The sequence below is a fragment of the Kitasatospora sp. NPDC018058 genome (assembly GCF_044327205.1).
Lineage (GTDB): Bacteria > Actinomycetota > Actinomycetes > Streptomycetales > Streptomycetaceae > Kitasatospora.
In genome coordinates this window covers 295,319-318,106 of record NZ_JBIRFA010000006.1, presented here as the reverse complement: position 1 = coordinate 318,106, position 22,788 = coordinate 295,319, and the positions used below count along the sequence as shown (strand labels likewise).

21 protein-coding genes are annotated in these 22,788 nt (G+C 72.5%); 7 read left to right on the top strand and 14 right to left on the bottom strand.

The features are described 5' to 3' along the window. Positions 1 to 14: 14 nt before the first annotated feature. Genes ACH4E7_RS11415 through ACH4E7_RS11405 form a run of 3 tightly spaced genes read left to right on the top strand, consistent with a single transcriptional unit; the run spans position 15 to position 2,474 of the window. Complete coding sequence (locus ACH4E7_RS11415; protein WP_396248790.1) at positions 15 to 374, top strand: DUF742 domain-containing protein; 360 nt, start codon at positions 15 to 17, stop codon at positions 372 to 374. Next, positions 355 to 972 carry a GTP-binding protein gene (locus tag ACH4E7_RS11410; RefSeq protein WP_396248789.1) on the top strand — a complete coding sequence of 206 codons (618 nt, stop codon included), beginning with the start codon at positions 355 to 357 and terminating at the stop codon, positions 970 to 972. Before ACH4E7_RS11415 ends, ACH4E7_RS11410 begins: the two co-directional genes overlap by 20 nt. A gap of 41 nt (positions 973 to 1,013) precedes the next feature. Next, positions 1,014 to 2,474, top strand: coding sequence for a cytochrome P450 (locus ACH4E7_RS11405; RefSeq protein WP_396248788.1), 1,461 nt, complete (start codon positions 1,014 to 1,016; stop codon positions 2,472 to 2,474). Between the two features lie 74 nt (positions 2,475 to 2,548). On the opposite strand, the gene ACH4E7_RS11400 is transcribed toward ACH4E7_RS11405, so the two are convergent. Then, a complete protein-coding gene (locus tag ACH4E7_RS11400; protein WP_396248787.1) occupies positions 2,549 to 4,192 on the bottom strand; it encodes a purple acid phosphatase family protein in 1,644 nt (547 codons plus the stop codon). A gap of 249 nt (positions 4,193 to 4,441) precedes the next feature. Further along, positions 4,442 to 5,083, bottom strand: a complete 642-nt coding sequence (locus ACH4E7_RS11395) for a DUF4360 domain-containing protein (protein ID WP_396248786.1) — start codon at positions 5,081 to 5,083, stop codon at positions 4,442 to 4,444. Between the two features lie 257 nt (positions 5,084 to 5,340). On the opposite strand from ACH4E7_RS11395, the gene ACH4E7_RS11390 reads away from it, so the two are divergent. Continuing rightward, positions 5,341 to 6,522: a CapA family protein gene (locus ACH4E7_RS11390; RefSeq protein WP_396248785.1), complete on the top strand. Its 1,182-nt coding sequence runs from the start codon at positions 5,341 to 5,343 to the stop codon at positions 6,520 to 6,522. Positions 6,523 to 6,585: 63 nt separating this feature from the next. Here ACH4E7_RS11390 and ACH4E7_RS11385 read toward each other — a convergent pair whose 3' ends face one another. Beyond that, complete coding sequence (locus ACH4E7_RS11385; protein WP_396248784.1) at positions 6,586 to 7,434, bottom strand: SAM-dependent methyltransferase; 849 nt, start codon at positions 7,432 to 7,434, stop codon at positions 6,586 to 6,588. Between the two features lie 59 nt (positions 7,435 to 7,493). Then, positions 7,494 to 8,852: an MFS transporter gene (locus ACH4E7_RS11380; RefSeq protein WP_396248783.1), complete on the bottom strand. Its 1,359-nt coding sequence runs from the start codon at positions 8,850 to 8,852 to the stop codon at positions 7,494 to 7,496. Positions 8,853 to 8,998: 146 nt separating this feature from the next. Between ACH4E7_RS11380 and ACH4E7_RS11375 the strand changes: the two genes are divergently transcribed. Then, entirely contained in the window at positions 8,999 to 10,630 is a 1,632-nt protein-coding gene (locus ACH4E7_RS11375) for an alpha/beta hydrolase (protein ID WP_396248782.1), read from the top strand. A 515-nt stretch (positions 10,631 to 11,145) separates the two neighbouring features. Here ACH4E7_RS11375 and ACH4E7_RS11370 read toward each other — a convergent pair. The 7 genes from ACH4E7_RS11370 to ACH4E7_RS11340 form a co-directional block, all read right to left on the bottom strand. Then, a complete protein-coding gene (locus tag ACH4E7_RS11370) occupies positions 11,146 to 12,321 on the bottom strand; it encodes an MAB_1171c family putative transporter (protein ID WP_396248781.1) in 1,176 nt (391 codons plus the stop codon). Continuing rightward, positions 12,306 to 12,827, bottom strand: coding sequence for a hypothetical protein (locus ACH4E7_RS11365; protein ID WP_396248780.1), 522 nt, complete (start codon positions 12,825 to 12,827; stop codon positions 12,306 to 12,308). Before ACH4E7_RS11365 ends, ACH4E7_RS11370 begins: the two co-directional genes overlap by 16 nt. 77 nt (positions 12,828 to 12,904) lie before the next feature. Continuing rightward, complete coding sequence (locus ACH4E7_RS11360) at positions 12,905 to 13,435, bottom strand: hypothetical protein (protein ID WP_396248779.1); 531 nt, start codon at positions 13,433 to 13,435, stop codon at positions 12,905 to 12,907. A gap of 81 nt (positions 13,436 to 13,516) precedes the next feature. Beyond that, positions 13,517 to 13,867: a 5-carboxymethyl-2-hydroxymuconate Delta-isomerase gene (locus ACH4E7_RS11355; protein ID WP_396248778.1), complete on the bottom strand. Its 351-nt coding sequence runs from the start codon at positions 13,865 to 13,867 to the stop codon at positions 13,517 to 13,519. A 127-nt stretch (positions 13,868 to 13,994) separates the two neighbouring features. Continuing rightward, a complete protein-coding gene (locus ACH4E7_RS11350; RefSeq protein WP_396248777.1) occupies positions 13,995 to 14,384 on the bottom strand; it encodes a ribonuclease domain-containing protein in 390 nt (129 codons plus the stop codon). A gap of 108 nt (positions 14,385 to 14,492) precedes the next feature. Beyond that, positions 14,493 to 15,608, bottom strand: coding sequence for a DUF6183 family protein (locus ACH4E7_RS11345; RefSeq protein ID WP_396248776.1), 1,116 nt, complete (start codon positions 15,606 to 15,608; stop codon positions 14,493 to 14,495). 40 nt (positions 15,609 to 15,648) lie between these two features. Then, positions 15,649 to 16,719 (bottom strand): phosphatidylinositol-specific phospholipase C domain-containing protein, encoded by a 1,071-nt coding sequence (locus ACH4E7_RS11340; protein WP_396248775.1) that lies wholly within the window; start codon positions 16,717 to 16,719, stop codon positions 15,649 to 15,651. Between the two features lie 258 nt (positions 16,720 to 16,977). Between ACH4E7_RS11340 and ACH4E7_RS11335 the strand changes: the two genes are divergently transcribed. After that, a complete protein-coding gene (locus ACH4E7_RS11335; RefSeq protein WP_396248774.1) occupies positions 16,978 to 17,628 on the top strand; it encodes a dihydrofolate reductase family protein in 651 nt (216 codons plus the stop codon). 72 nt (positions 17,629 to 17,700) lie between these two features. On the opposite strand, the gene ACH4E7_RS11330 is transcribed toward ACH4E7_RS11335, so the two are convergent. Both ACH4E7_RS11330 and ACH4E7_RS11325 read right to left on the bottom strand, forming a co-directional pair. Continuing rightward, positions 17,701 to 18,579, bottom strand: a complete 879-nt coding sequence (locus tag ACH4E7_RS11330) for a geranyl diphosphate 2-C-methyltransferase (RefSeq protein WP_396248773.1) — start codon at positions 18,577 to 18,579, stop codon at positions 17,701 to 17,703. Positions 18,580 to 18,639: 60 nt separating this feature from the next. Beyond that, positions 18,640 to 19,881: a family 2 encapsulin nanocompartment cargo protein terpene cyclase gene (locus ACH4E7_RS11325; protein ID WP_396248823.1), complete on the bottom strand. Its 1,242-nt coding sequence runs from the start codon at positions 19,879 to 19,881 to the stop codon at positions 18,640 to 18,642. Positions 19,882 to 20,316: 435 nt separating this feature from the next. Between ACH4E7_RS11325 and ACH4E7_RS11320 the strand changes: the two genes are divergently transcribed. Then, a complete protein-coding gene (locus ACH4E7_RS11320) occupies positions 20,317 to 21,642 on the top strand; it encodes a radical SAM protein (RefSeq protein WP_396248772.1) in 1,326 nt (441 codons plus the stop codon). 106 nt (positions 21,643 to 21,748) lie between these two features. On the opposite strand, the gene ACH4E7_RS11315 is transcribed toward ACH4E7_RS11320, so the two are convergent. Further along, positions 21,749 to 22,552 (bottom strand): thioesterase family protein, encoded by an 804-nt coding sequence (locus ACH4E7_RS11315; protein WP_396248771.1) that lies wholly within the window; start codon positions 22,550 to 22,552, stop codon positions 21,749 to 21,751. Positions 22,553 to 22,788 lie beyond the last annotated feature (236 nt).

The following is a 22,788-nucleotide window of genomic DNA, read 5'->3' as shown; positions in this document are numbered from 1 at the left end:
AGTGAGGCAGTGACATGACGGCCGACCAGGGCGGCTGGGACGGACCAGAGCCCGATCGCCTGTACGTCATCACGCGGGGCCGCAGCGGCCCCTCCGGGCCGGGCGTCTTCGACCTGGTCACCCTGATCGTCTCCCGCGCGGAGCCGACGCCCGCCATGCAGCCCGAGCACGCGGCCATCCTGCGGCTGTGCCGCTCCCCGCTCTCGGTGGCGGAGGTCTCCGCCTACCTCGAACTGCCCGCGAGCGTGGTCATCGTCCTGCTGGCGGACCTGCTCGACGACGGGCACATCGAGGCCCGCGCCGCGATCCCGGCGGCGGAACTCCCAGACCGCGCCCTGTTGGAGGCGGTGATCCATGGACTTCAGCGGCTCTGACACGGTCGTCGGCCCGGCGAGCGCGGACCTGCTGCCCGACAGCGTCACCACGGCGGTCAAGGTGGTGATCGTCGGCGGCTTCGGCGTGGGCAAGACCACGCTGGTGGGCTCGGTCAGCGAGATCCGCCCACTGACCACCGAGGAGACCATGACCCAGGCCGGGGTCGGCGTGGACGACCCGACCGGGGTCGAACGCAAGACCTCGACCACGGTGGCCATGGACTTCGGCCGGATCAGCATCAGCGACAAGCTCGTGCTGTACGTCTTCGGCACCCCCGGTCAGGAACGGTTCTGGTTCCTCTGGAACGGCTTGTTCGAGGGGGCGCTCGGCGCCGTGGTGCTGGTCGACACCCGTCGGCTGGAGGTCAGCTTCGAAGTGATCGGGCGGCTGGAGGACCGCGGCGTGCCCTTCGTGGTGGCCGTCAACGGCTTCCCCGAGGCGCCGAGTTACGCGCTCGACGAGCTGCGCCAGGCGCTCGACCTGCCGGCCGAGGTGCCGATCGTCGCCTGCGACGCGCGCAGCCGCGAGTCCAGCCGGGACACCCTGATGGCGTTGATGCACTACCTGTACGAACTCGCCGCCCCGCCCGCCCGCTGACTCCCCCCGACGTCCTTCCGTACCTCGTGACCGGAGAATCCGTGACCACCCCGTTCCCCGACGACGCCGACCACGTCCCACCGCCCGGCTGCCCGGCCCACGGGCGGGGCATCGAGCCGATCGGCCCCGGCGGCCTGCGGCGCCTGTACGGCCCGGAGGCCGAGGCCGACCCGGCGGGCCTGTACGAAAAGCTGCGCGCCGAGTACGGCGAGGTGGCGCCGGTGCTGCTGCACGGCGACCACCGGGCCTGGCTGATCCTCGGCCACGGCGCCAACATCACCGCGCTGCGCACCCCCTTGCTGTTCTCCCGCGACTCCCGGCTCTGGAGTGCCTTCCGCAAGGGCGAGGTCCCGGCGGACTCCCCGCTGCTGCCGGTGATCGCCTGGCAGCCGATCTGCGTGTTCGCGGACGGCGAGGAGCACCGGCGGCTGCGCGGCGCCGTGCTGGACGGCCTGAACGGCTTCGACCGGCGCGGCGTCCGCCGCCACGTCCGGCGCTTCACCACCGACCTGGTCCAGGCGGTCGGCACGACCGGCCGGGCCGAGCTGATCTCCCAGTTCGCCGAGCACCTGCCGATGCTGGTCATGACCAAGCTGATCGGCATGCCGGACGAGTACGGTCCGCAACTGGTGGACGCCGCCCGGGACCTCCTGAAGGGCACCGAGACGGCGATCGCCAGCAACGAGTACGTGGTGGCGAGCCTGCGCCGGACCATCGCGGTCAAGCGCGACCACCCCGGCGACGACCTGACCAGCCGTCTGCTGGCGCACCCGGCCGGGCTGACCGACGACGAGGTGATGGAGCACCTGCGGGTGGTGCTGCTCGCGGCCAACGAGACGACCGTCAACCTGATCGCCGACTCGCTGAAGATGGTGCTCACCGACCCGCGCTTCCGCGCCCACCTGTCCGGCGGCCAGATGACCCTGGGCGAGGCACTGGACCAAGTGCTCTGGGACTCCCCGCCGATGTCGGTGGTGGCCGGGCGCTGCGCCACGGCCGACACCGAGCTCGGCGGGCAGCAGATCAAGGCCGGGGACTTCCTGCTGCTCGGCCTCGCGGCGGGCAACGTCGACCCGGTGGTCCGGCCCGACCTGACCACCCCGCTGTACGGCAACCGCTCGCACCTGTCCTTCGGCGCCGGGCCGCACGAGTGCCCCGGACAGGACATCGGGCGGCACATCGCCGAAGCCGGCATCGACATCCTGCTCACCCTGCTGCCGGACCTCCGACTGGCCGTCCCGGAGGAGGAGTTGACCTGGAGCTCGGCCTGGATCTCCCGCCATCTGACGGCGCTGCCGGTGGAGTTCACCCCGCGCGAGATCGAGCCGGACCCGGAGTCGGTGGCGGAGGCCGAGCTGGCGGCCGAGGAGCGGGCGGCCCGCGCGGCGGCGGCGCTCCAGGCCGCCCAGCGGGCGGCGGCCCCGTCGGCTCCGCCGGCGGCGGCCGTTCCGGCGCAGCGGCGCAGCTGGTGGGACGCACTGACCGGCCTCTTCCGGCGCTGAACCCGCCCGGGGCTGGTGCCCGGCGCTGAGCCCCGGGGCGGGCGGGGGTTGACCACCTCCGCCTGCCCCGGGGCTCAGTCGTCGTCCCCGCCGTCGCCGTCGGTGCGGCGGCGGTGCAGGGTGAAGGTGTCCACCGGGGTGAGGTCCCCGTGCGGGCCGTCGAAGGTGTAGTAGGTGACCCGCATCGTGGTGGTGCCGCCGTTCCGGTCGCCGGGGTCGACCTCGAAGGCGGCGAAACCGTGGGTGTGGGTGCGGTCCTGGTAGGCGGCCCAGGGGGCGTCCTCGGTGAGCCAGACCGACTCCCGGTACGGGGCGCCCGGGGCCGGCTTGTCCTCCAGGCCGATCACCACCCGGCCCTGGGGGCGCTCGAACAGGTCGTCCTGGGTGGTGGCGGCGTTGCCGCCGGCGCCGATGACCATGTGGACGGTGCCGCGGCCGGTGTCGGCGAGGTGCGGGTCGGTGCCGGTGGGCACCGGGGTGCGGGTGTCGTTGGGCAGGGTCCCGCGCACGGGGTGGGAGCGTTCGTAGTAGTGCTCGTGGCCGCTGACCACGAGGTCGACCCCGTAGGCGTCGAACAGCGGGCCCCAGGCCTCGCGTATGCCGAGGTCGCTGCCGGAACCGTGCTTGGAGCTGGAGATCATCGGGTGGTGCATGCAGACCACGATCCAGTCGATCGCCCGGTTGCTCCGTGCCGTGCGCAACTCCCGCTCCAGCCATCGCTGCTGGGCGCCGCCCGAGTAGCCGCGCAGATAGGTCTCGCCGGAGTTCTGGATGGCCACGTCGTCGTTGGCGAGGCTGATGAAGCGCACTGAGCCGACCGTGAAGGCGTACCACATGCCCCGGGTCCGCTCGTCGCGGTCGGCGGTGGAGTCGGGCAGGTCGTAGTAGGTCTGGTAGCCGAGGGCGCCGATCGGGCCGTTGCCGCTCTCGTTCTCGTGGTTCCCGGCGCAGGGCATCCACGGGCGCAGCCGGGTCGAGCGGCTGTTGTTGATGAACCAGTCGGCCCAGGTGGCGGTGCGGCTCTGGCCGTGGCGGCCGCTGTAGGAGGCGTAGCAGAGGTCGCCGTTGAGCAGGTTGAACAGTGGGCCGACGCGCTCGACGGCGGCGACGATGTCGGCTGCGTGCGGGGAGCCGATCTGGCTGCTCGTGTACACCGGGTACTTGCCGAGCGGCGAGGGCATGCCGTCGGGGAAGACGACGTGGCGGCGGAGGTTGGGGGTGGCCTGGTCGCCGAAGCTGGTGAAGGTGAAGGGGGCGCGGCCGCGCGGGGCGGTGGTGAAGCTTCCGGTCTCGGGGCTCGCGCCGTCGTGGCCCGCGGTGTACAGGTAGGTGGTCGCCGGGCGCAGACCGGTGAGCCGGGCGTGGTGGACGTACACCTCGTCCTTGCCGAGGGCGTCCCGGTAGGTACGGGTCTCGGCCTCGACGACCCGGCCGTGGCCGCCGCCGGGCGAGCCGAGTCGCACCTGCGGGCGGCGGACGGACTGCGGGGTGATCCAGGAGACGGTCATCTCGGTGGCCGGGTCGGTGCCGAACTGCAGGTGCGTGCCGCTCACGCTGGGCGCCCCGATCCGGTGCGGGGTGGCCTGCAGCAGCGGACTCGCGGGTCCGTCGTCCGGTGCGTCGGCGGCCGCGGCCGGATGGGCGGCGGCTCCGCCCGCGACCAGGGCGGCGCCGGCCGCCGACGTGCCCTTGAGGATGGACCTGCGTGCGATCGTCATGGCGCTCCGTCTGCCGAGTGGGGGTTCGGGACCCGCAGCACTGTAGCGACATGGGCATGCAAAGGCGATCGGTTTTCTGACGGGCGCTCATGTCGCGCACAGGCACGGGCGGGTGGGACGGCACCGCACCGCCGACGGACACGCCCCGGCCCCGGCGGCCGGGGCTCCGCCGGGGCCGGGGCGGGCCCAGTGGTCAGTGATCAGGGGTCAGGGGTCGAAGGTCAGGGGTCAGGGGTCAGGGGTCAGGGGTCAGGGGCACTGCTTCCAGGCGAGGTGGTAGACGGTGTTGATGCTGCCGTCCGTCGAGTCCATCGTCATGAAGCTGGTGGTGCGGGCCGGGTCCGAGGTGCCGGCGCCGACCCGCAGTTCGGTGTTGACGTTGAAGTTGCGCTCCTCTCCGCAGGGGGCGAAGACCAGTGCGGCGACGTCGACGGTGTCGGTGGCCTGCCAGTTGTCGTCGGTCGGGCCGTTGAAGCGGTGGCTCTGGTAGGCGGTCTCGGGCTGGCCCTGGAAGTAGTAACTGGCCCGCTCGACGCCGGTGGCCCCGTTCTCCAGGTGGGCGAAGCCGCGGTAGTCGGCGGAGGCGATGGCGTAGGTGAAGCCCTGGGGGACATGCACGCGCAGGTTGAGCTGACAGTTCTTCCGGAAGTCGGTCGGCTTGGAGCCCATTCCCACCTGGGCGAGGTAGCTGCTGTAGGTCACGGTGAAGGCGGTGTTGTCCGGCGACACGGCCACCGCGGCCGTGCCCGCCGGACACCCGGAGCCGTTGACCGTCGCGACGTCGATGACGATCCGGTCCGGCGGGGTCGGGAGCGAGTCGCCGCCGAAGGCAGAGGTGCCGACCAGCGAGGCGGTGACGGCGGTCGCGACGGCCAGTGTGCGGAGCAGCATGGGCTTCCCCTTCGATCGTCCACGGAGCCGGGGACGGCGCGGTGTCAGGCCGAGCGCATCGCGCGCCACCCCGGTCGGATTTGACGTGGATATGTCAGCACATCGAGCGCACCGTGTACAGGGGGTGACACATGGTCACGAAATCCGGGCCGGCAGCCCCCCGGGTGACCTGCGGGCGTGGGGGCGGCGGCCGGGCGGACGCGAGCCCGCATAGTCGGAGGATTGGTCAGACTTTCCGATCGTGAGACGAGCCGACGATGTCCCTGCCCCGCCGACGGACCGCCGCCACGGCCCTCGCCCTGCTACTCGCCCTCCCGGGCTGCGGCGCCCCGCACGCACCCGAGCCGCCCGCACCCACCTCCGGCGCCGCCACACCGACCCCGACCGGGCCGAAGGCCTTCACCCTGGTCGCCACCGGCGACGTGCTGCCGCACACCGAGATCATCCAGCAGGCCAAGGAGGACGCCGGTGGCACCGGCTACGACTTCACCGCCATGCTGGCCGGCGTCAAGCCGCTGATCGGCGGCGCGGACCTGGCGATCTGCCACATGGAGACCGTCTACGGTGCCGACGGCGGCCCGTACACCGGGTACCCGACCTTCAAGTCCCCGCCGCAGGTCGCCAAGGCCCTCAGGGAGACCGGGTACACGTCCTGCGACACCGCGTCCAACCACACCCTGGACGACGGCCCGGCCGGCATCCGCCGCACCCTCGACGCCATGGACGCCGTCGGCCTCGCCCACACCGGCTCCGCCCGTACCGCCGAGGATGCCGGGCGGCCCGCGCTGCTGCGGGCGGGCGGCGCGACGGTGGCCCAACTCGCCTACACCTACGGCACCAACGGCATCCCGCTGCCCAAGGACGAGCCCTGGGCCGTCAACCTGATCGACCGGGACCGGATCCTGGCCGACGCCCGCGCCGCCCGGGAGAACGGCGCGGACCTGGTGGTGGTCAGCGTCCACTGGGGCACCGAGTGGCAGGACACCCCGAACGAGCAGCAGCTCACCCTGGCCCGCGAGCTGTCCGCCGCCGGGCAGGGCCCGGGCCGGCCCGACATCGACCTGATCCTCGGCACCCACGCCCACATCCCGCAGGCCTACGAGAAGATCAACGACACCTGGACGGTCTACGGCCTCGGCGACCAGCTCGCCGGGCACATGTTCACCTACGACGGCGCCGAGGACCCGCGCGGCAACTGGAGCTCCGTCGCCCGCTTCACCGTCAGCCCGCCGGCCGGGCCCGGGCAGCGCTGGACGGTGAGCCGGGCCGAGTTCGCCCCGCAGATCACCGACCTGGGCCCGCCCTACCGGGTGCTCGACCTGCGCGAGGCCGTCCGCCGCAACCCCGGCCGCGCCGACTGGGCCCGCGCGCTGGAACACATCCGTACGGTGGTGCTCAGCCGCGGCGCCGGATCGGCGGGGCTCACCATGGCGCCGTAGCCCGGCGCAGCGGCTCGGGCGTGTCGTGCGGATCTCCGCCGGGTCCGCGGCGCCGGGGCGCGCCTACGGCTTGCGGGCCAGGCCGCCGTACACCGAGACCTCGGAGTCGGCCACGGTCGAGGGCTCGCCGAGCTCCGGGTGCCACCGGTTGATCAGGACCACGCCCGGGTCGTCCAACTCCAGCCCCGTGAAGAATCGTTCCACCGCCGCACGCGAGCGCACATGGACCTCGATCCCGGCCTCCGCGTAGCGGCGGGAACCGACCGCGACCTGGTCGGGCGCATTGTCGGCGGTGCCGGCGCTCAGCGCCAGGAAGCTGCCGGAGGGCAGGGCGTCCAGGAGCCTGCGAACGGGTGGGTGCGCGGCCTCGTCGGAGAGGAAGTGCACGATGTTGATCAGCGTCAGCGCGACCGGCTCGGTCAGGTCCAGCGTGGCCGCCACCGCCGGGTCGGCCAGGAACTTCTCCGGCTCGCGCAGGTCTCCCTCGACGTAGGCGGTGCGGCCCTCGGGCGTGCTGGTGAGCAGCGCGCGCGAGTGGGCCAGCACGATCGGGTCGTTGTCCACGTAGACCACCCGGCAGGACGGGTCGACCGACTGGACTATCTCGTGCAGGTTGGGCGTGGTCGGGATGCCGGTGCCGACGTCCAGGAACTGCCGGACGCCGTACTTCCCGGCCAGTCGGCGGACCATCCGGTGCATCACGGCGCGGGCCGCGGCGGCGCCGTCGCGGGCGCCGGGCAGGTCGGCGAGCAGCCGGTCGGCGACCTCGCGGTCCGCCGGGAAGTTGGTCTTGCCGCCGAGCAGGTAGTCGTAGACCCGGGCCGAGTGTGCCCGGTCGGTCCGCAGGTCCACCTGCCGCGGCTGGTCGAACTCAGCCTCCGTCAGCCAGCTGTCCGGTCCGTTGCTGTCCACAGTCGCCCTCCCCGTTCGGCGTTCGTCCGGCCCACTCAACCACAGGACGTGATCGTCCGTCAGGCGGTTCCCGGTGTCCGCTGAACGTCGGCTTCCGCCTCCCTGACGGCGGAAGCGAACGAGGGCACCCGCATAGCCGTCAGGAGGGCGAACGCCGGTCCCGTGGTGCAGACCGTGACGTAGGCGGGGATCACGCCGAGCCCGTTGTGGTGGCCCAACCACTCGGCGAGCAGCGGGAAGGTGCCGCCGAACGCGGCGATGGTGGCCGCGTTGACCACGCCGAGGCCGACCGCCCTGACCTCGGTCGGGAACAGCAGGCCGGTGAACACGTTGAGCGTGCCGAGCACGGTCGCCACCAGCATCCCCAGCAGCACCGCCACCAGCTGGAACGACAGCCAGCCCCCGCGCAACCCGGCCAGCAGGAAGCCGACCAGCGGGATCGGCAGGCCGAAGCCGAGCCGGGCGACCGGCAGCAGGCCGAAGCGGTCGGCGGCCGCGCCGGTGAGCAGCATGGTGACCAGCACCACGCCGAGCACCACGGTCATGAAGGAGGCCGCCTGCTCCTTGTCGATCACGTGGTAGGCGGCGGCGTACTGCGGCAGGTAGACCAGCGCGAAGTAGTAACCGACCGTGCCGCCGAGGGTGTTGAGGAAGACGGTGAGCACGGCCCAGCGGTGTTCGCGGAGCATCCGCGGGAACGGCTGGCGCCCGCCCTGTCGCGCCTGGGCCCGCGCCCGGGCGCGGTGGAACTCGGCGCTCTCGGGTGCCGTCCGCCGTACCCACACCGCGCCCAGTCCGAGCAGTGCGGCGGCGACGAAGCCCCAGCGCCAACCTCCGTTCTCCAGGCCGGACTTGCCGATGGTGTGGATCAGCAGGGTGAGCACGCCGAAGGAGAGCAGGGAGCCGAGGATGATCCCGCCGTAGGAGATCGAGCTGAACGCGAAGCGGTGCCGCGGCGGGGCGGTCTCGGTCACGTAGGCGGCGACGCTGGGTGCCTCGCCGCCGAAGGCGAGCCCCTGCACCACCCGCGCGGCGACCGCCAGCACCGCCGCCCAGGCGCCGACCGTCCGCTGCCCCGGCAGCGCGGCGATGCCCAGGCTCGCGACGGCGATCACCGCCATGCCGAGGCTGAGCGCGAACCGCCGCCCCCGGGTGTCGCTGAGCCGCCCGATCAGGTAGGAGCCGACCGGCCGGGCCACGAAGCCCACCGCGAAGGTGGCGTACGCGCCGAGCACCCCGCTGACCCCGCCCTTGCCGTGGCCGAAGAGGTCGGCGGCGAAGTAGGGCGCGAGCACGGCGTAGATGTTCCAGTCGAAGGACTCGACCACCGACCCCACCGTCGCCGCCGCCAACTCCCGCCGCCGTCCACCGGCTTGCGCCTCGTCACGGGCGGGAGCGGTATCGATGCGATCTGTCATGACGTCAGCATGGCACCGCTGGGCGAGTGGCGGAATCGGGTGCGGCTGGCCCGTTCGGGCCGTCGCGGGGCGGGGGCTGGGCGCGAGCACGGGATACCCATGTGACTAGTGTGACTGGCTGGTGATATTTGTGTGCGGTGCATTCGATGATCATTCGAACCTCGCGGCGCGCCCTGCCCGTCGCCGTCTCCGCCGCCACCGCCGTCGCCCTCCTGGCCGGCTGCACCAGCGGGACCTCCTCTTCCTCCACCTCCGCCGGCGCTTCGACGTCCGCTTCGGCCACCGCTTCGGCCACCGCGACTCCGACCGCCACACCGACCCCGACGGTCAAGCCCACCGGCGCCAACGACCCTGCGCTGAAGACCTTCTACGGCCAGCAGCTGGCCTGGGCGCCGTGCCAGGACAAGGGCGACCAGGCGGACGACGACCAGGCCGACACCTCGGCGCTGCAGTGCGCGACCCTCAAGGTCCCGCTCGACTACACCGCCCCGGGCACCGGCACCCTGGACGTCGCCGTGGTCCGCAACCCCGCGACCAAGGCGGACCAGCGCATCGGCTCGCTGGTCCTCAACCCGGGTGGCCCGGGTGGCTCCGGCGTCGGGATGGTCAAGGGCGGCCCAAAGCGCTTCGACGGCCCGCTGCACGACCGCTTCGACATCGTCGGCTTCGACCCGCGCGGCGTCGCCGGCACCAGCCCGCTCAAGTGCCTGGACGACAAGACCCGGGACGACTGGCTCGACACCGACGAGCCCGGCCCCGACCACGGCAAGCAGCTGGCCGACGCCTGCCAGGCCAAGTACGCCCAGGTGCTGCCCTTCGTCAGCACCCGCAACACCGCCCGCGACATGGACGTCCTGCGCGCCGCCCTCGGCGACCAGAAGCTCAGCTACCTCGGCATGTCCTACGGCACCTACCTCGGCTCGCTCTACGCCGAGGAGTTCCCCGACCGGGCCGGCCGACTCGTCCTGGACGGCGCCACCTCGCCCTCCACCCCCCTGATCCAGCACAACATCGAGCAGCAGGCCGGCTTCGAGCGCTCGCTGAAGGCCTTCGCCGCCGACTGCGCCGCCAAGAACCCGTGCCCGCTCGGCAGGGACCCCGACCAGGCGGTGCAGAAGCTCGCCGACTTCCTCGACGGGCTCAAGGACAAGCCGCTCAAGACCACCAAGGGCCGCACCCTCACCTCCACCACGGCCTGGACCGGCGTGATCAGCCGCCTCTACGGCGGCGAGAAGGCCTGGAGCGGCCTGCGCAACGCCCTCGGCTGGGCCATGGTCCGCGGCCAGGCGGACGACCTGCTCGCCCTCGCCGACGGCTACAACGGCCGCGACAAGGACGGCCGTTACGAGCCCTCTGCGGACGCCTACACCGCCATCCACTGCGCCGACGGCGCCACCGACGTGCCGTCCGGGGACCAGCTGAAGGCCGCCCTCACCGACCTCGCCGCCAAGGCCCCGCTGGTCAGCAAGCACGACCCGACGGCCGCCCTGTTCGACCCGGACTGCCGCATCTGGCCGTTCCGCTCGACCGAGAAGCCGCACGCCATCAAGTCCGCCGCGGCCGCCCCGATCGTGGTCGTCGGCTCCACCGGCGACCCGGCCACCCCGTACGCCTGGTCCGAGAAGCTCACCGGCGAACTCGGCAACGCCGTCCTGCTCACCCGCGAGGGCGAGGGGCACGTGGCGTACGACCGGAGCGCGTGCATCCGCGAGGCGGTGAACGCCTACCTGCTGGACGGCACCGTGCCGGCGGCCGGGACGCGCTGCAAGACGGACTGACCTCCGAACGCCGGGGCTGAGCGGCGGGGTGTGGAGGCGCGATTGAGTACGACTACTCATGTGCGTCCCCGGCCCCGCCGCCTCCACGGCGCGCTGCGCCGGTACTCCTGACCGCAGGCCGACACCCCCTGCCCCCTCCCCCGAGCGGGGCACGGGGTGTCGGCTCACCGCCGGCGTGAAGCCGCCGACGCCTTTCCCGGACGTACTGTCAGCAGCCCGGGCTCTCCCCCGTGTGTCCTGTCAGTTCCAGCCCGTGTCGCGTGTTCGGCGACGGTGCCACCGGAAGTCCCCTCCTGCGTCTCCCGGTAGACCGCCCCTGTGCGGGTGTCCGGCTCCCACGCTTCCAACGCTGCGCATCCCCCAGCTCCCAGGTTGGTGTCGGCGAACCTCCGCTGCGGTGACGATCATAATCGCCAGACGGCATGACGCGCACCCCTCGGACCCGGCCTGACCGGCGAACCTGGGGCGTGCCCTGGTCGCCGGTCAGGCTTCTCCTCATCAGGGAGCGGCGTCGGCTATCGGGTCTCCGCGACGCGGAGCTGTCGATAGGCAGTCGCGACGGCGAGCATCCAGGCCACCTCCTCGCGCGGGGTGCGGCCGCCCGTGGTGGCGGCGAGCGCAGCCGGCGGGGGCGGGGCGGGGAGGTCGCGCGCCCGGTGGTCGACGGCGCTGCGAAGCCAGCGGGCCTCGACCCGGGCGAGGTCCCCGTCGGCGGCGTCGACCGCGACCGCGCCCCCGACGCTCGGGCTGTCCTCCCGCAGGACCAGGACGGCGTCCCGGATGGCGAAGGCCCGGTGGGCGAGGTCGACCGAGCGGTCACCGGGGGTCAGCAGGTCGCGCAGGCGGCTGCTCGGGGTGCCGAGCACCACCTGCGGGACGGCGGCCACGACGTCCGACCAGAGCGGGTGGAGCCGCCACAGGGCGTACTGGTCGCGCAGGTAGCCGACCAGGGTGCGGGCGGGCGGGATGGTGACGCCGAGCACGAACAGGACGATCATCAGGGCGGGCAGCACTTCGCTGGTCGTGCTCTGGAGCGGCATCGGCTTGCCGTTCGCGTCGAACACGGTCGAGTCGCCGTTGCTGAGGACGAAGTAGTACCGGTAGAGCGTGTAGACCACGCCGGTGGCGCCGGCGGCGGCCAGGCAGGTGATCCCGGCGCGCAGGGCTCCGCGCGGGACGCTCGCGCGGTTGGTCCAGAACAGGACGGCCGCCCGGGCGGCGGCCATCGCGAAGACCGTGTTGAACACGCACAGGTAGAGCTTGACCCCGGGTTGGCTGTAGTGGGCGTCGATGCCGAAGGCACCGTCGGCGTCGTGCGGGAGGGCGAAGACGAACAGCAGGGTCAGCACGACGGCCGCGACGCAGGTGAACAGCAGCCGGGCGCGGGCGGCGCCGGGACGCTCCGGGCGGTGGCGGACGGCCTGGACGTACTCCAGCACGAAGTAGGCCGAGGCGATCCCGGTGAGGTGCTTGAACAGCTGGGTCACGTCCCGGATGCCGGTGAGGTGCCCCAGCCCGCTCTCGATGAAGGCCGGGCGGACGCTGAGCCCGAGGGCGATCGTCGTGAAGGTGGCCCAGAGCGCGCGGTTGGCCCGGGTGGTGAAGGCCGAGGGCGTCCGCCAGAGCACGATGCCCCAGGTGAGCGCGGGCATCAGCCAGGTGAACAGCAGGCGCATCAGGTCTTCCTCCACCTGGGCGGGCGTATCGGGTGCAGCAGGCTCGCGGCCAGGTGGCCGGAGAAGGGGCTCGGATCGGCGGCGGCGCCGAGTTGGTCGGCGAGCAGCAGCGCGAGCATCTCGGCCTCCTGCTCCTCGGCGGTGTGGTAGCTGGTGCGGCCCGCGCCCATCAGCTCGGCGATGAGTTCGGGCGTCAGGTCGGGCAGCAGCGCGGTGAGCCGGGAGAGTTCGAGGGTCCCGGTGTGGCCGCACAGGACGTGGCCGAGCTCGTGCAGCTTGATCAGGTCCTGGTGGGCGGGGCTGGTGCGCTGCTCGTAGTAGACGACGTCGACGCTGGGCAGCGCGATCCACAGGCCGCAGGGCAGGTCGGGGCCGAGGGCGGGCAGCGGCTCCAGGACGATCGGGCGCCCGCGCTCCCGTTCCAGCGCGGCGCGGAAGCCGTCGACGGTGAAGGGGTCGGGCAGGTTCAGACCGGCGAGTCGCCGCTCGCAGCGTCGGCGCAGGCCGCGGGGGAAGGCCATGGCGGGGGGTGTTCCTTAGAACCGGGGGGCGGGCGGGTGGGGAGCGGGTGTCGGGGGGATGGTGCGGTGCTCCCGGGTCATTCTCCGTCGGTCGGGCCCGCCTCCTGCCCGGCGGCGTCCTGCTCGAGCTTGCGGAGGTTGTCGGCGAGGGAGAGCAGGACCCGCAGGCTGCCGTCGGAGAGCGCGGAGGCGCGCTTGACCAGGTTGACCACCCCGTCGTTGCCGAGGGCCTGCTTCAGTTCGCGGATCCGCTCCAGCTGGTCGAGCTGTTCGTCGACCAGGGCGGCCTTGGCGTCGTCCAGGAAGTAGCCGGCTCCCGCGCTGATGCCGAAGCCCCGGCCCAGCCAGTCCAGCGTGTCCACGGTGGGGTTGGAGGCCTGGCCCTTCTGGTTCAGGCCGAGGTGCAGGTTGCGGATGGTGTCGCGGGAGATGACGTCCCGTCCCGCCAGACGGTTGATCCGCTCGGCCAACTCCCGGTAGGCCGGCGGGCGTCCCCCGGACCTGGCCGCCTCCCGGGCCATCAGCCGCTCCAGCCTGGCGGCGATCGCCGAGGCGCGGCCCACCGGCTGGTCCGGCCCGCCCCCGGCGCCGTGTGCTGCTGCCGTCACCTTCGTCCCCCGTCGTCAAGGCGCAGCAACGATACCGTCGGTACTCCACCAATCGGTAGCGGGGCGCGGAGTCCGGCGTGGTCAGCGACCGGGGTGGTGGACGAAGCGATAGGTGTCGCGGTCGAGTTCGGTCACCTGCACGCCGATCGCGGCGGGGACGGCGATGCCGGCCCGCAGGACGGCGAGCACCCGGGCGGTCAGTTCGGCACGCTGCTCGGCGGTGCGTCCGGCCAGGATCTTGACCTCGACCAGGACCACGGCCTCACCGCTCGTACCGTCACCGACCGTGTGGCCCCCGGCGGGGCGGAAGACGGTCTTGCACTCGGCCACCGTGGTGTCGATCACCTCGGTGATCGCCTGGTGCAGCCGGGCGGCCAGGCCTGCCCGGTCGAGGGCGAGTTCGGCCGAGTGGTCGACCAGGATCTGCGGCACGGGTTCCTCCGGGGAGTGCGGACGGGCGCCGCCGACCCTACCCTGCCCGGCCACCGTGCCCGGGACGGCAGCGGGCCCCGGCCTTGCGGGCCGGGGCTCCAGGGCCCGTCTTCGGGGCACAGGGGGGTCAGCAGCCGAAGTTGATCAGACGGAAGGTCGCGTAGTGGTCGCCGGTGTAGTAGTCCTCGTGGTAGCGCTGGCCGGTGACGACCCGGCGGGTGCCGCGGGTGGGCGCACCGGGGGTGACCACGGTGTACTCGTGGTAGTAGCCGTAGCGCTGGGAAGGCAGCACTCTCTCCTTGTTGGTGAACACCACGCCGTCCTGGCGGTACGGGAAGGGCCCGCCCCGGGCGATCAGGTTGAGCGTGGTCCGGGCCTGGGACGGCAGGGCGGAAAGGCACACCTGGCCGCTCACCGCGGCGTTCGCCTCGGTGGCGACGACGACGGGCGCGAGGGTGACCAGGGCGACGGTGGCGGTGGCGGCAACACGCTTCCACGCGCGTAGAGTTCGGGTCATGCCAACCAGGATGGCGAGCCCCGGGGCCTGCCGGAAGCCCCGTTCGGAGTCTTCATCTCGGGTCAACTCGCCGTATCCGTTGAGGTCTTGAGCAGGTCAACGGACCGCTCAGCCGCCGTCGTAGTCGGTGGCGGCCAGCACCGCCAGCCGACGGCGTCCCGCGTCGAGCGCGACGAAGCCGAGGTCCATGTCGTCCCGGTTGAACCACTCGCCGGCCGCCGTGAAGCCGTACCAGGCGCAGTCTCCGGCCCGCCGCGCCACCTCCGGCGCCGAGGAGTCCGGCCCCGCGCCCGCCAGGGCCGCGAGCGAGCGCCAGGCCGCCAGCCGTCCGTAGGCGCCGTACCACCAGTCGTCCTCGCGGCCGCCCCCGGTCGAGGCGGCGATGAAGAGCTGGCGCCAGGCCTCCGCGGCCGTGGTCGGGACGACCGTCGGCCGTTCGACACAGCCCAGCGGCAGCGCGGCCAGCGTCCCCGGGAGGGTCTCGGGCCCGACCGGACCATCGGCCTGGAACACCGCCGCCTCCACCCGCCCGTCGTACCGCCCGGCCCAGCGCTCCACGGCGGCGGTCAGCCCGGGCTCGTCCTCCCCCACCTCGACCGGGACGTCGGCGGAGCCGGTGAGCGGTGTGCCCTTCGGCAGCCCGTACGCGTGGCCGTACCCGACCCCGCCGCGCCAGTAGCGCGGCATCGCGGGCGTGCCCTCCAGCGGGTCGAGCGTCCAGGGCAGCCAGGCCAGCGGATGCTCCGCCCAGTACGGTGAGGCCTCCGCCCAGGCCCGCGCCTCGGGCAGCCTCGCGACCGGCGCGCCGCGCAGCACCAGCTCGTGCAGCAGACAGGCTCGCAGCTCCTCCGGCGCGGTCCCGGCATCGAGGGCGGCCGCGAACACCCCGGCCAGCGCGGCCGGCCGCTGATGCTCGGCCAGCACGGCGGCGGCCCGGCGGACCGGGCGGCCGCCGCGTGAGCGGGTGGCCAGGCCCAGCCGGAGCGCGCGCTCGACGTGCGCGCGCCCGGGCCGGGTGGCCACGTCCCAGAGGATCCGGTCGAAGAGGAACTGGTGCTCGGCGCCCGCGTGGCCGGAGCTGTAGCGGGCGTGCAGCGCGGCGCCGAACTCCGCGAGGTACGCGGTGTCGCCGCCCGCCAGGTGCGCGTCGAGGAGCCGGCACACCTCGCCCACCTCGTGCGACCCGGCCAGGCCGTCCATCAGTTGCTTGATCGTCTTCGCCATGAGGGCGAAGCCTAGAGGCAGGCCCCGGGCGCGCCCGGCGTCAGCCGCGCGGCAGCACCAGGGACTGCACCGTCGGGAGCTTGCGCCAGTCACTGGACACGATGCTGGCGTGCGCCCTGGCCAGTTGCTCGGTGCGGGCGCGCGCCTGGTCGACGGTCGGGTCGGTGGCGCTGATCTGCGGCGCGACGTTCTGGGCGTCCGTCATCACCAGCAGGTAGTGCGAGCGGTCGTACCAGGCGGTGTCGATGCCGTTGAGGTAGGTCGCGGCGTCGCCGTCGAAGACCACGAACCACGGGCGGATCCCGGCGTCCGCGCCGGTGTACTTGCCGCGCGGGTCGCCGGCCGCCGCGCCGTGTACGGCCGGGAAGAGCTGGGCCTGCCCGATCCGGCCGGCCGCCGCCAGGTCGCGCAGGTGCCGCCCGTACTCGACGTCGGTGTGCAGGGTGTCGAAGGGGTTGCTCTCCTCGACCGTGCCCGGGATCGCGTAGAGCAGCACCCGCCCGGCGAGCACCGACCGGCTCGGCCAATTGCCCGCCCGCACCGCCTCGTCGACGCTGGCGTACGAGCCGCCGCCGGGCTTGGCCAGCAGGTCGGCCGGGCGCAGCACCGCGTCGCCGAGGTGGGCGGCGATCAGGGAGTCCAGCGCGTCCGGGCCCATCCCGAGGTTGGCGGCGAAGCCGCCCTTCAGCTCCAGCTTGACCACCAGCGGTCCGGCGCCCGGGTGGGCGCCGAGCCAGACCCGGATGTCGTCGAGGCAGTGCTCCAGGTTCTTGTTGGCGCCGCCGGTGTAGAGCTGGTCCGGGGTGTCGGCGGCGGTGCAGTTGTTGGAGTTGCCGAGCGGGTTGGAGTGGCTGACCTTCCACTCCTGGGTGATGACGTCGGTCCAAAGGTCCAGCTCGATCATCCCGGTGCCGGTGTCCAGCCCCTGGGCGAGGTACGGGTAGGCGGCCGGGTCGTAGGTGTTGTGGAGGCCGGCGGTGGTGGCCGAGCCGAACGGCAGGTCGCCCGTGCCGGCCTCGGCGGCGCCCGCCGCGCCGGTCGGGAGCACGGCCGAAGCGGCGGCGAGCAGGCCGGCCGCCAGCAGGCTTGCCAGGGTACGGCGTACGGTCATCGGAATCGTTCCCCCCGGGTCGGTTGTGTCGGCCGCCCATGGCGGGCCGCCGGAGGAAGCATCGCCCTCCGGGGCGTGCTCCTCGTGAAGAAGGCACGACAATAGCGTGACGGTTTCACCACCTCCGCCCCGACCTCCACCCCTCCACATCCGCCGCGCCACGCCCCGGCGATGACGGAGCGTCACGTTGTCGGACCTGCGCGCTAGCGTGGCTCGCGAGCACCGCACTGACGAGCGCCGAGCAGCGGAGGCAGCCCCATGTCCCTGGTCCGGGTCCACAACTTCTCGATCTCCCTCGACGGCTACGGCACCGGCGAGGGCCAGAGCCTCGACCAGCCCTTCGGCCATGCCACCGACCGGCTGCACGGCTGGTTCTTCCGCACCCGCGCCTTCCGACGGATACACGGCCTGGAGGGCGGGGAGACCGGCGTCGACGACGCGATGGCCAACGCCTGGGGCGACGGCATCGGAGCGGAGATCATGGGCCGCAACAAGTTCGGCCCGCAGCGCGGCCCCTGGCAGGACGAGGACTGGCGGGGCTGGTGGGGCCCCAATCCACCGTTCCACACCCCGGTGTTCGTGCTCACCCACCACCCTCGCCCCAGCCTGGAGATGGAGGGCGGCACGACCTTCCACTTCATCGACGCCACCCCCGAGAAGGCGCTGCGGCAGGCGCGGGCGGCGGCCGGCGGCCGGGACGTGCGGATCGGCGGCGGCCCGAGCACCGTGCGGGCCTTCCTGGCGGCAGACCTGATCGACCACCTGCACGTGGTCGTGGTGCCGATCGTGCTCGGCCGGGGCGAGTCGCTCTGGGCCGGGCTCGAAGGGCTGGACCAGCGCTTCGACAGCGAGGCGGTGAGCAGCCCGAGCGGCGTCACCCACCTCACCTTCACCCGCCGGCAGGACTGATCGGCGGGGCCGACGGGAAACGGGTGGCCTCCCCGCACCCTCGGGGAGGCCACCCGTCCACTCCGTACCGGATCAGACCCGGTCGGCGGCGATCAGCACGTACTGGAAGGAGCCGTCCTTGTAGGACTCGATGAACGCCTCCTCGATGCCGGTGACCAGCGAGGTGGTGTTCCGCAGCTCCCAGTAGGGCAGGGTGTCCGGGGTCAGGTCGATGACGGCCTGCGGCACCAGGCGGTTGTCGGCCATGGCCCGCAGGTACTCCCGGCGGGAGTGGATGTTGCACTCGAAGTGCGCGTTGATCTGCGAGACCCACTTCGACGGCTGGCCGTACTTCGGGTTCCAGCAGCCGGTGATGGTCACGTACCGGCCGCCGACCGACAGCACCCGGGAGTGCTCGGCGAACAGGTCGTGCAGGTCGACGTACATGCTGGACTCGTTGTTCCAGGAACCGGCCGCCGAGCCGTTCTCGAGGGGCATGTCGAGCATGTTGGCGACCCGCGAGCGGACGAACTCACCCATGCCCAGCTCGGCGGCGCGCTTGTTGCCGAATTCGGCCTGCTGGGTGGAGAGGGTCAGGCCCTCGACCCGGCAGCCGAAGCGCTGGTGGGCCATCACCATCGAGCCGCCGCGGCCGCAGCCGGCGTCGACCAGGGTCGAGTCGGCCCTGATGTCGCCGAGGTGGTCCAGCAGCACGTCGGCCTGGGCGGACTCCAGGCGGTGCAGCTCGGCGATGACCTTCTTCTCACGCTCGCTGTCGGCCGGGTCGCCGATCGCCGCCCGGTCGATCGCGCCGATGCCGTAGTGGTGGTGGTACAGGCCGTCGACATCGCCCAGGCGCAGGTTGACCGGGCGGGCCTCGTGGTCCCAGTAGCGTGCGATGTCGCCCTGGTAGGGAGTCGCCGGTCCGGGAATGGCGCCGCTGGGGGTGGTGATGTCATCGGTCAGGAACATGGGTCAACTCCAGTTTTCTTACGGGTGGTTACCGAAAACGGGGGCTGCCGGACACGGTGGTTACCAGAAGTCGGGCAGCGTGTAGCGGTGGGTGTTGGTCTGATGCCAGTAGTGGTTGCCGTCGAGCCACGCGGCCACACCGCGCAGGAAACGTACGAGAGTCGGCACCGGGCAGGCGACGGCCAGCGCGGCCGCCTCGGCCTCGAAGGCGTGCATCAGCTCGTTGTGGACCTCGATCGCCTTCAGGTAGCCCTCCTGGCGCGAGATGCCCTCACGCTCGGAGATCACCACGGGCAGGTTCAGGTGCAGTCCGGGGCTGGACAGCTCCTTGGTGTACGAGTACAGGTCGTTGACGATGGTGGTGGCGTTGCCGGCCAGCGCGATCACCCGCTGCATGGCGGGCAGCGCGTGCAACTCGACAGGCAGCTCGTAGCCGCCGACGGTGTCGGTGATGGTCGGACAGGGGCGGAAGTTGTTGAACTGGCGCATGGCCAGGTACTCCCACACCTGCGGCACGTGGCCGGTCTCCGACCAGGCCGCCTCGGCCAGGTATCCCATGTGCAGCCGCGCCATGTCGTGCCGGAAGCGGTCCGCCTGGGAGGGCGTGGAGGCGCTGACGAAGTAGTCCATCGCCGAGCGGTACGAGCGCCGGGGCGCGTCCTCGGAGAGCGAGGCCTCCCAGGCGGGGTGGTACTCCGGCGTGGTGTGCAGCGGGTCCAACGCGGTGTGCGCCAGCAGCAGGCGGCTGCCCAGGCCGATCGGCGAGCCGCCGAGGTCCTCGCAGTAGCAGTCGTCCACCGCGTTCTCGGCGACCATCAGGCGGGCCGCGAGCATCAGGTGGTCGATGCTGGGCGCGTCCGGGTGGCAGGCCACCATGTAGCGCCCGGTGGAGAACCCGTCGAAGTCCTTCTCCCACTCCGGCGGGTAGAGCTCGATCTCGTCGATCGCCCAGGCCTTGATCTTCAGGCTGAGCGCCTCCACCCGGGCGGGGTCGGGCTCGGCGATCGGATGGTGGTAGAGACCGGGGACGGGGTCGCCCAGCTCGGGCTTGCCGCCACTCGGCGCCTCGGCGGCCGGCGCCAGGTCGGGCGGCCCGGGCACGGGCGGCGCCTGGACCTCGGGGGCCTTGGCCTCGGGCAGGGCGGTCTCGGGGACGGCGGCCGCCGCGGCCTCCACGACCGGAGGCCTCAACTGCAGACCGGAGGTGCCCAGCCCGCTGGGGCCGCGCAGGATCCGATCGATCGCGGTGGTGTTCATGCGCCCTCCACCGGAACGAGGGCGTCCGCGGGCGGTGAGTCCGATCTGATGCGCAGGGGCATGGAGCCTCCTCTGAGAAGGGGTCGCACGATGTGACGGGTCGTCATCTCGCCCGCCGCGCAGGGGAACTCCGGGCCGCGGGCCCCGTCTCGCTCGGTCCCCAACCGTAGGCGCGAAGGCGCGTTCCGGATCCCCACGGACGATCTTCTACACCCGATAAGGTGAACGTTCATGCCGACGGCGTGTGGACGCGGCCTTGTCATGCATCGCAACGCCCCGCGCCTTGACCTTCCTCACCGAGCCGGTCTTCGCCGATCGCCCTCATCCCGCGTCAACCGACTGCGATCACCCGTGTCCTGAACCCGTCGACCACGTTGAGTCGGTCCTCCTCGGTGCGGCCGGTCACGGCTACCCGCGTAAGGGGGAGAACAATGAGCTGGGCGCCGTGGAGGACACGGGGCCAGGAAGGAAGAGCAGCGCATGGAGAGCCAGGCCCGCAGCCGCACCGCACTCGTCGAGGACCTCATGGAGCGCTTCCCCGACGTGCCCCGGGAGGCGGTGATCAAGGAGGACCTGCTGCGCGGCGGCATGGCCTTCGACGAGTCGGCCCTCAGCGGCAGCTCCGGCGCCAACGGGGGCGGTGAGGTCAAGCCGAAGTCGTACTTCATCTTCTCCTTCGACCACCGCACACTGCCCGAGTTGGGCGCGGCCGCGCTCAACCGGCCGCCGGAGGAGGTCGTTCTGACCGGCGGGCCGTACGGGCTGCGCCGCACGGTGGTGTCGGTCCGGGTCAACCCTGACTCGCCGTACCGGGTCGGTGCGGGTGAGGACGGCACGCTCGGCCTCTACCTGGACGGCACGCGGATCGCCGACGTCGGCCTGCCGCCGATGCCGGACTACTACCGGCACGCCCTGACGAACGGGAAGTCGGTGATGGAGGTCGCGCCGACCATCCAGTGGGGCTACCTGATCTACCTCACCGTGTTCCGGGTCTGCCAGTACTTCGGCGCCAAGGAGGAGTGCCAGTACTGCGACATCAACCACAACTGGCGCCAGCACAAGGCGGCCGGCCGCCCGTACACCGGGGTCAAGCCGGTCGAGGAGGTGCTGGAGGCACTGGAGCTGATCGACAGGCACGACACCACCCGCGTCTCCCAGGCGTACACCCTGACCGGCGGGGCGATCACCTCGCAGGTCGGCGGCCGGGACGAGGCCGACTTCTACGGGCAGTACGCCAAGGCCATCGAGGAGCGCTTCCCCGGCCGTTGGATCGGCAAGGTGGTCGCCCAGGCACTGCCGCGCGACGACGTACAGCGCTTCCACGACTACGGTGTGCGGATCTACCACCCCAACTTCGAGGTGTGGGACAGGCGGCTGTTCGAACTCTACTGCCCCGGCAAGGAGCGCTACGTCGGCCGGGACGAGTGGCACCGCCGGATCCTGGACTCCACCGAGGTGTTCGGCGCGGAGAACGTGATCCCCAACTTCGTGGCGGGCGTGGAGATGGCCGAGCCGTTCGGCTTCACCACGGTCGACGAGGCGATCGCCTCCACCCGGGAGGGCCTGCGCTTCTTCATGTCGCACGGCGTGGTCCCGCGCTTCACCACCTGGTGCCCCGAGCCCACCACCCCGCTCGGCAAGGCCAACCCGCAGGGCGCGCCGTTGGAGTACCACATCCGGCTGCTGCAGACCTATCGGGCCACCCTGGAGGAGTTCGGCCTCTCCTCCCCGCCCGGCTACGGCCCGGCCGGGCCCGGCAAGGCGGTCTTCTCGGTCAGCTCCTTCATGGACTCGCTGCCCGGCTGAGCGCCCACCTCGACGGCGTCGCCCCGTGGGAGGGGTGGCGCCGTCGGGCTGTCAGCGGGTCAGGGACCGAGTTCCTCGGCGGCGAGCGCGCGGCGAGCGCGATGCCCTAACTGCCGGCCAGCGGGCGGACGGTGAGGATCTGCTCGGCCCGGCCGACCGGGCCGTGGACGTCGTGCAGCACGGTGCTGGTGACGCCGTGCCCGGCCGGGCCGAAGGTGACGCTGGTGTCCAGGCCGGTCCAGCGGCCCTCGGGGCGGCGGTGGAAGTGGACCGTCAGATCGGTGTTGGGGAACATCCACTGGGTGGGGTCCTGCCGGACGGCGATGCCGTTGGCGGTGTCGACCAGGGCGATGAAGGAGGCATGCGGGCTGCTGGGCTCCCCCGCGACCAGCTCCAGCGGGGTGGAGATCCAGGCGGCGGCGCGGCCGGGCGCGGTGGAGCGACGGCGGACGTCGATCGAGGCGATGTAGCCCCCGCCCCACCGCCCGCTCATCGCCCAGGGGTCGAACTCCTCCGGCGCGGGCAGCCGTTCGTCGTGGCTCCCGGCGACGGCGGTGGTGTCCAGCTCGGCCAGGTACCAGGCCCGGGCCCGGACCACCGCGCGGCCACCGATCGTCGCCACCGCCTCGACCAGCTCGATGGTGCGACCCGGCCGGACGGTCTCCACCGTGATCTCGCACTCGTCGAGGGCGATCAGGCCGAGTATGTCGTAGCTGATCCGGGCCAGCGCCAGCCCGTCGGCGGGGCGGTCGGCCCGGTAGCGGTCGATCGCGTGGGCGATCAGGCCGCCGACCGGGCTGAAGTGCTGCTCGTCGGGGTGCCAGGCCCCCTGCGCATGGGCGGTCGGCTTGTAGCGTCGCTCGCCGGTGCGGTGGTAGTAGCTGTCGGGCGCGGCGGTGGGGGTGGTCAAGGTGCGCTTCTCCTCGGGCCGGATCGCGGGGTGCCGGGCGGGCGCCGCAGGACTCCGGCGTCCGCGATCACGATCGTATGAGGCCGAACCGCCCCGGGGGCTGTGATGCGCCCCACACCGGCCGCGCCGCACGCCTCCGAGGCTCAGTGTGCGGCGAGCGGGTAGTGATCCGGAGAGGTCGGCGGCGCAAAAATGCCGATAAGATGACGCCCGGTGTGCCGGGAAGTCTGGTCGGC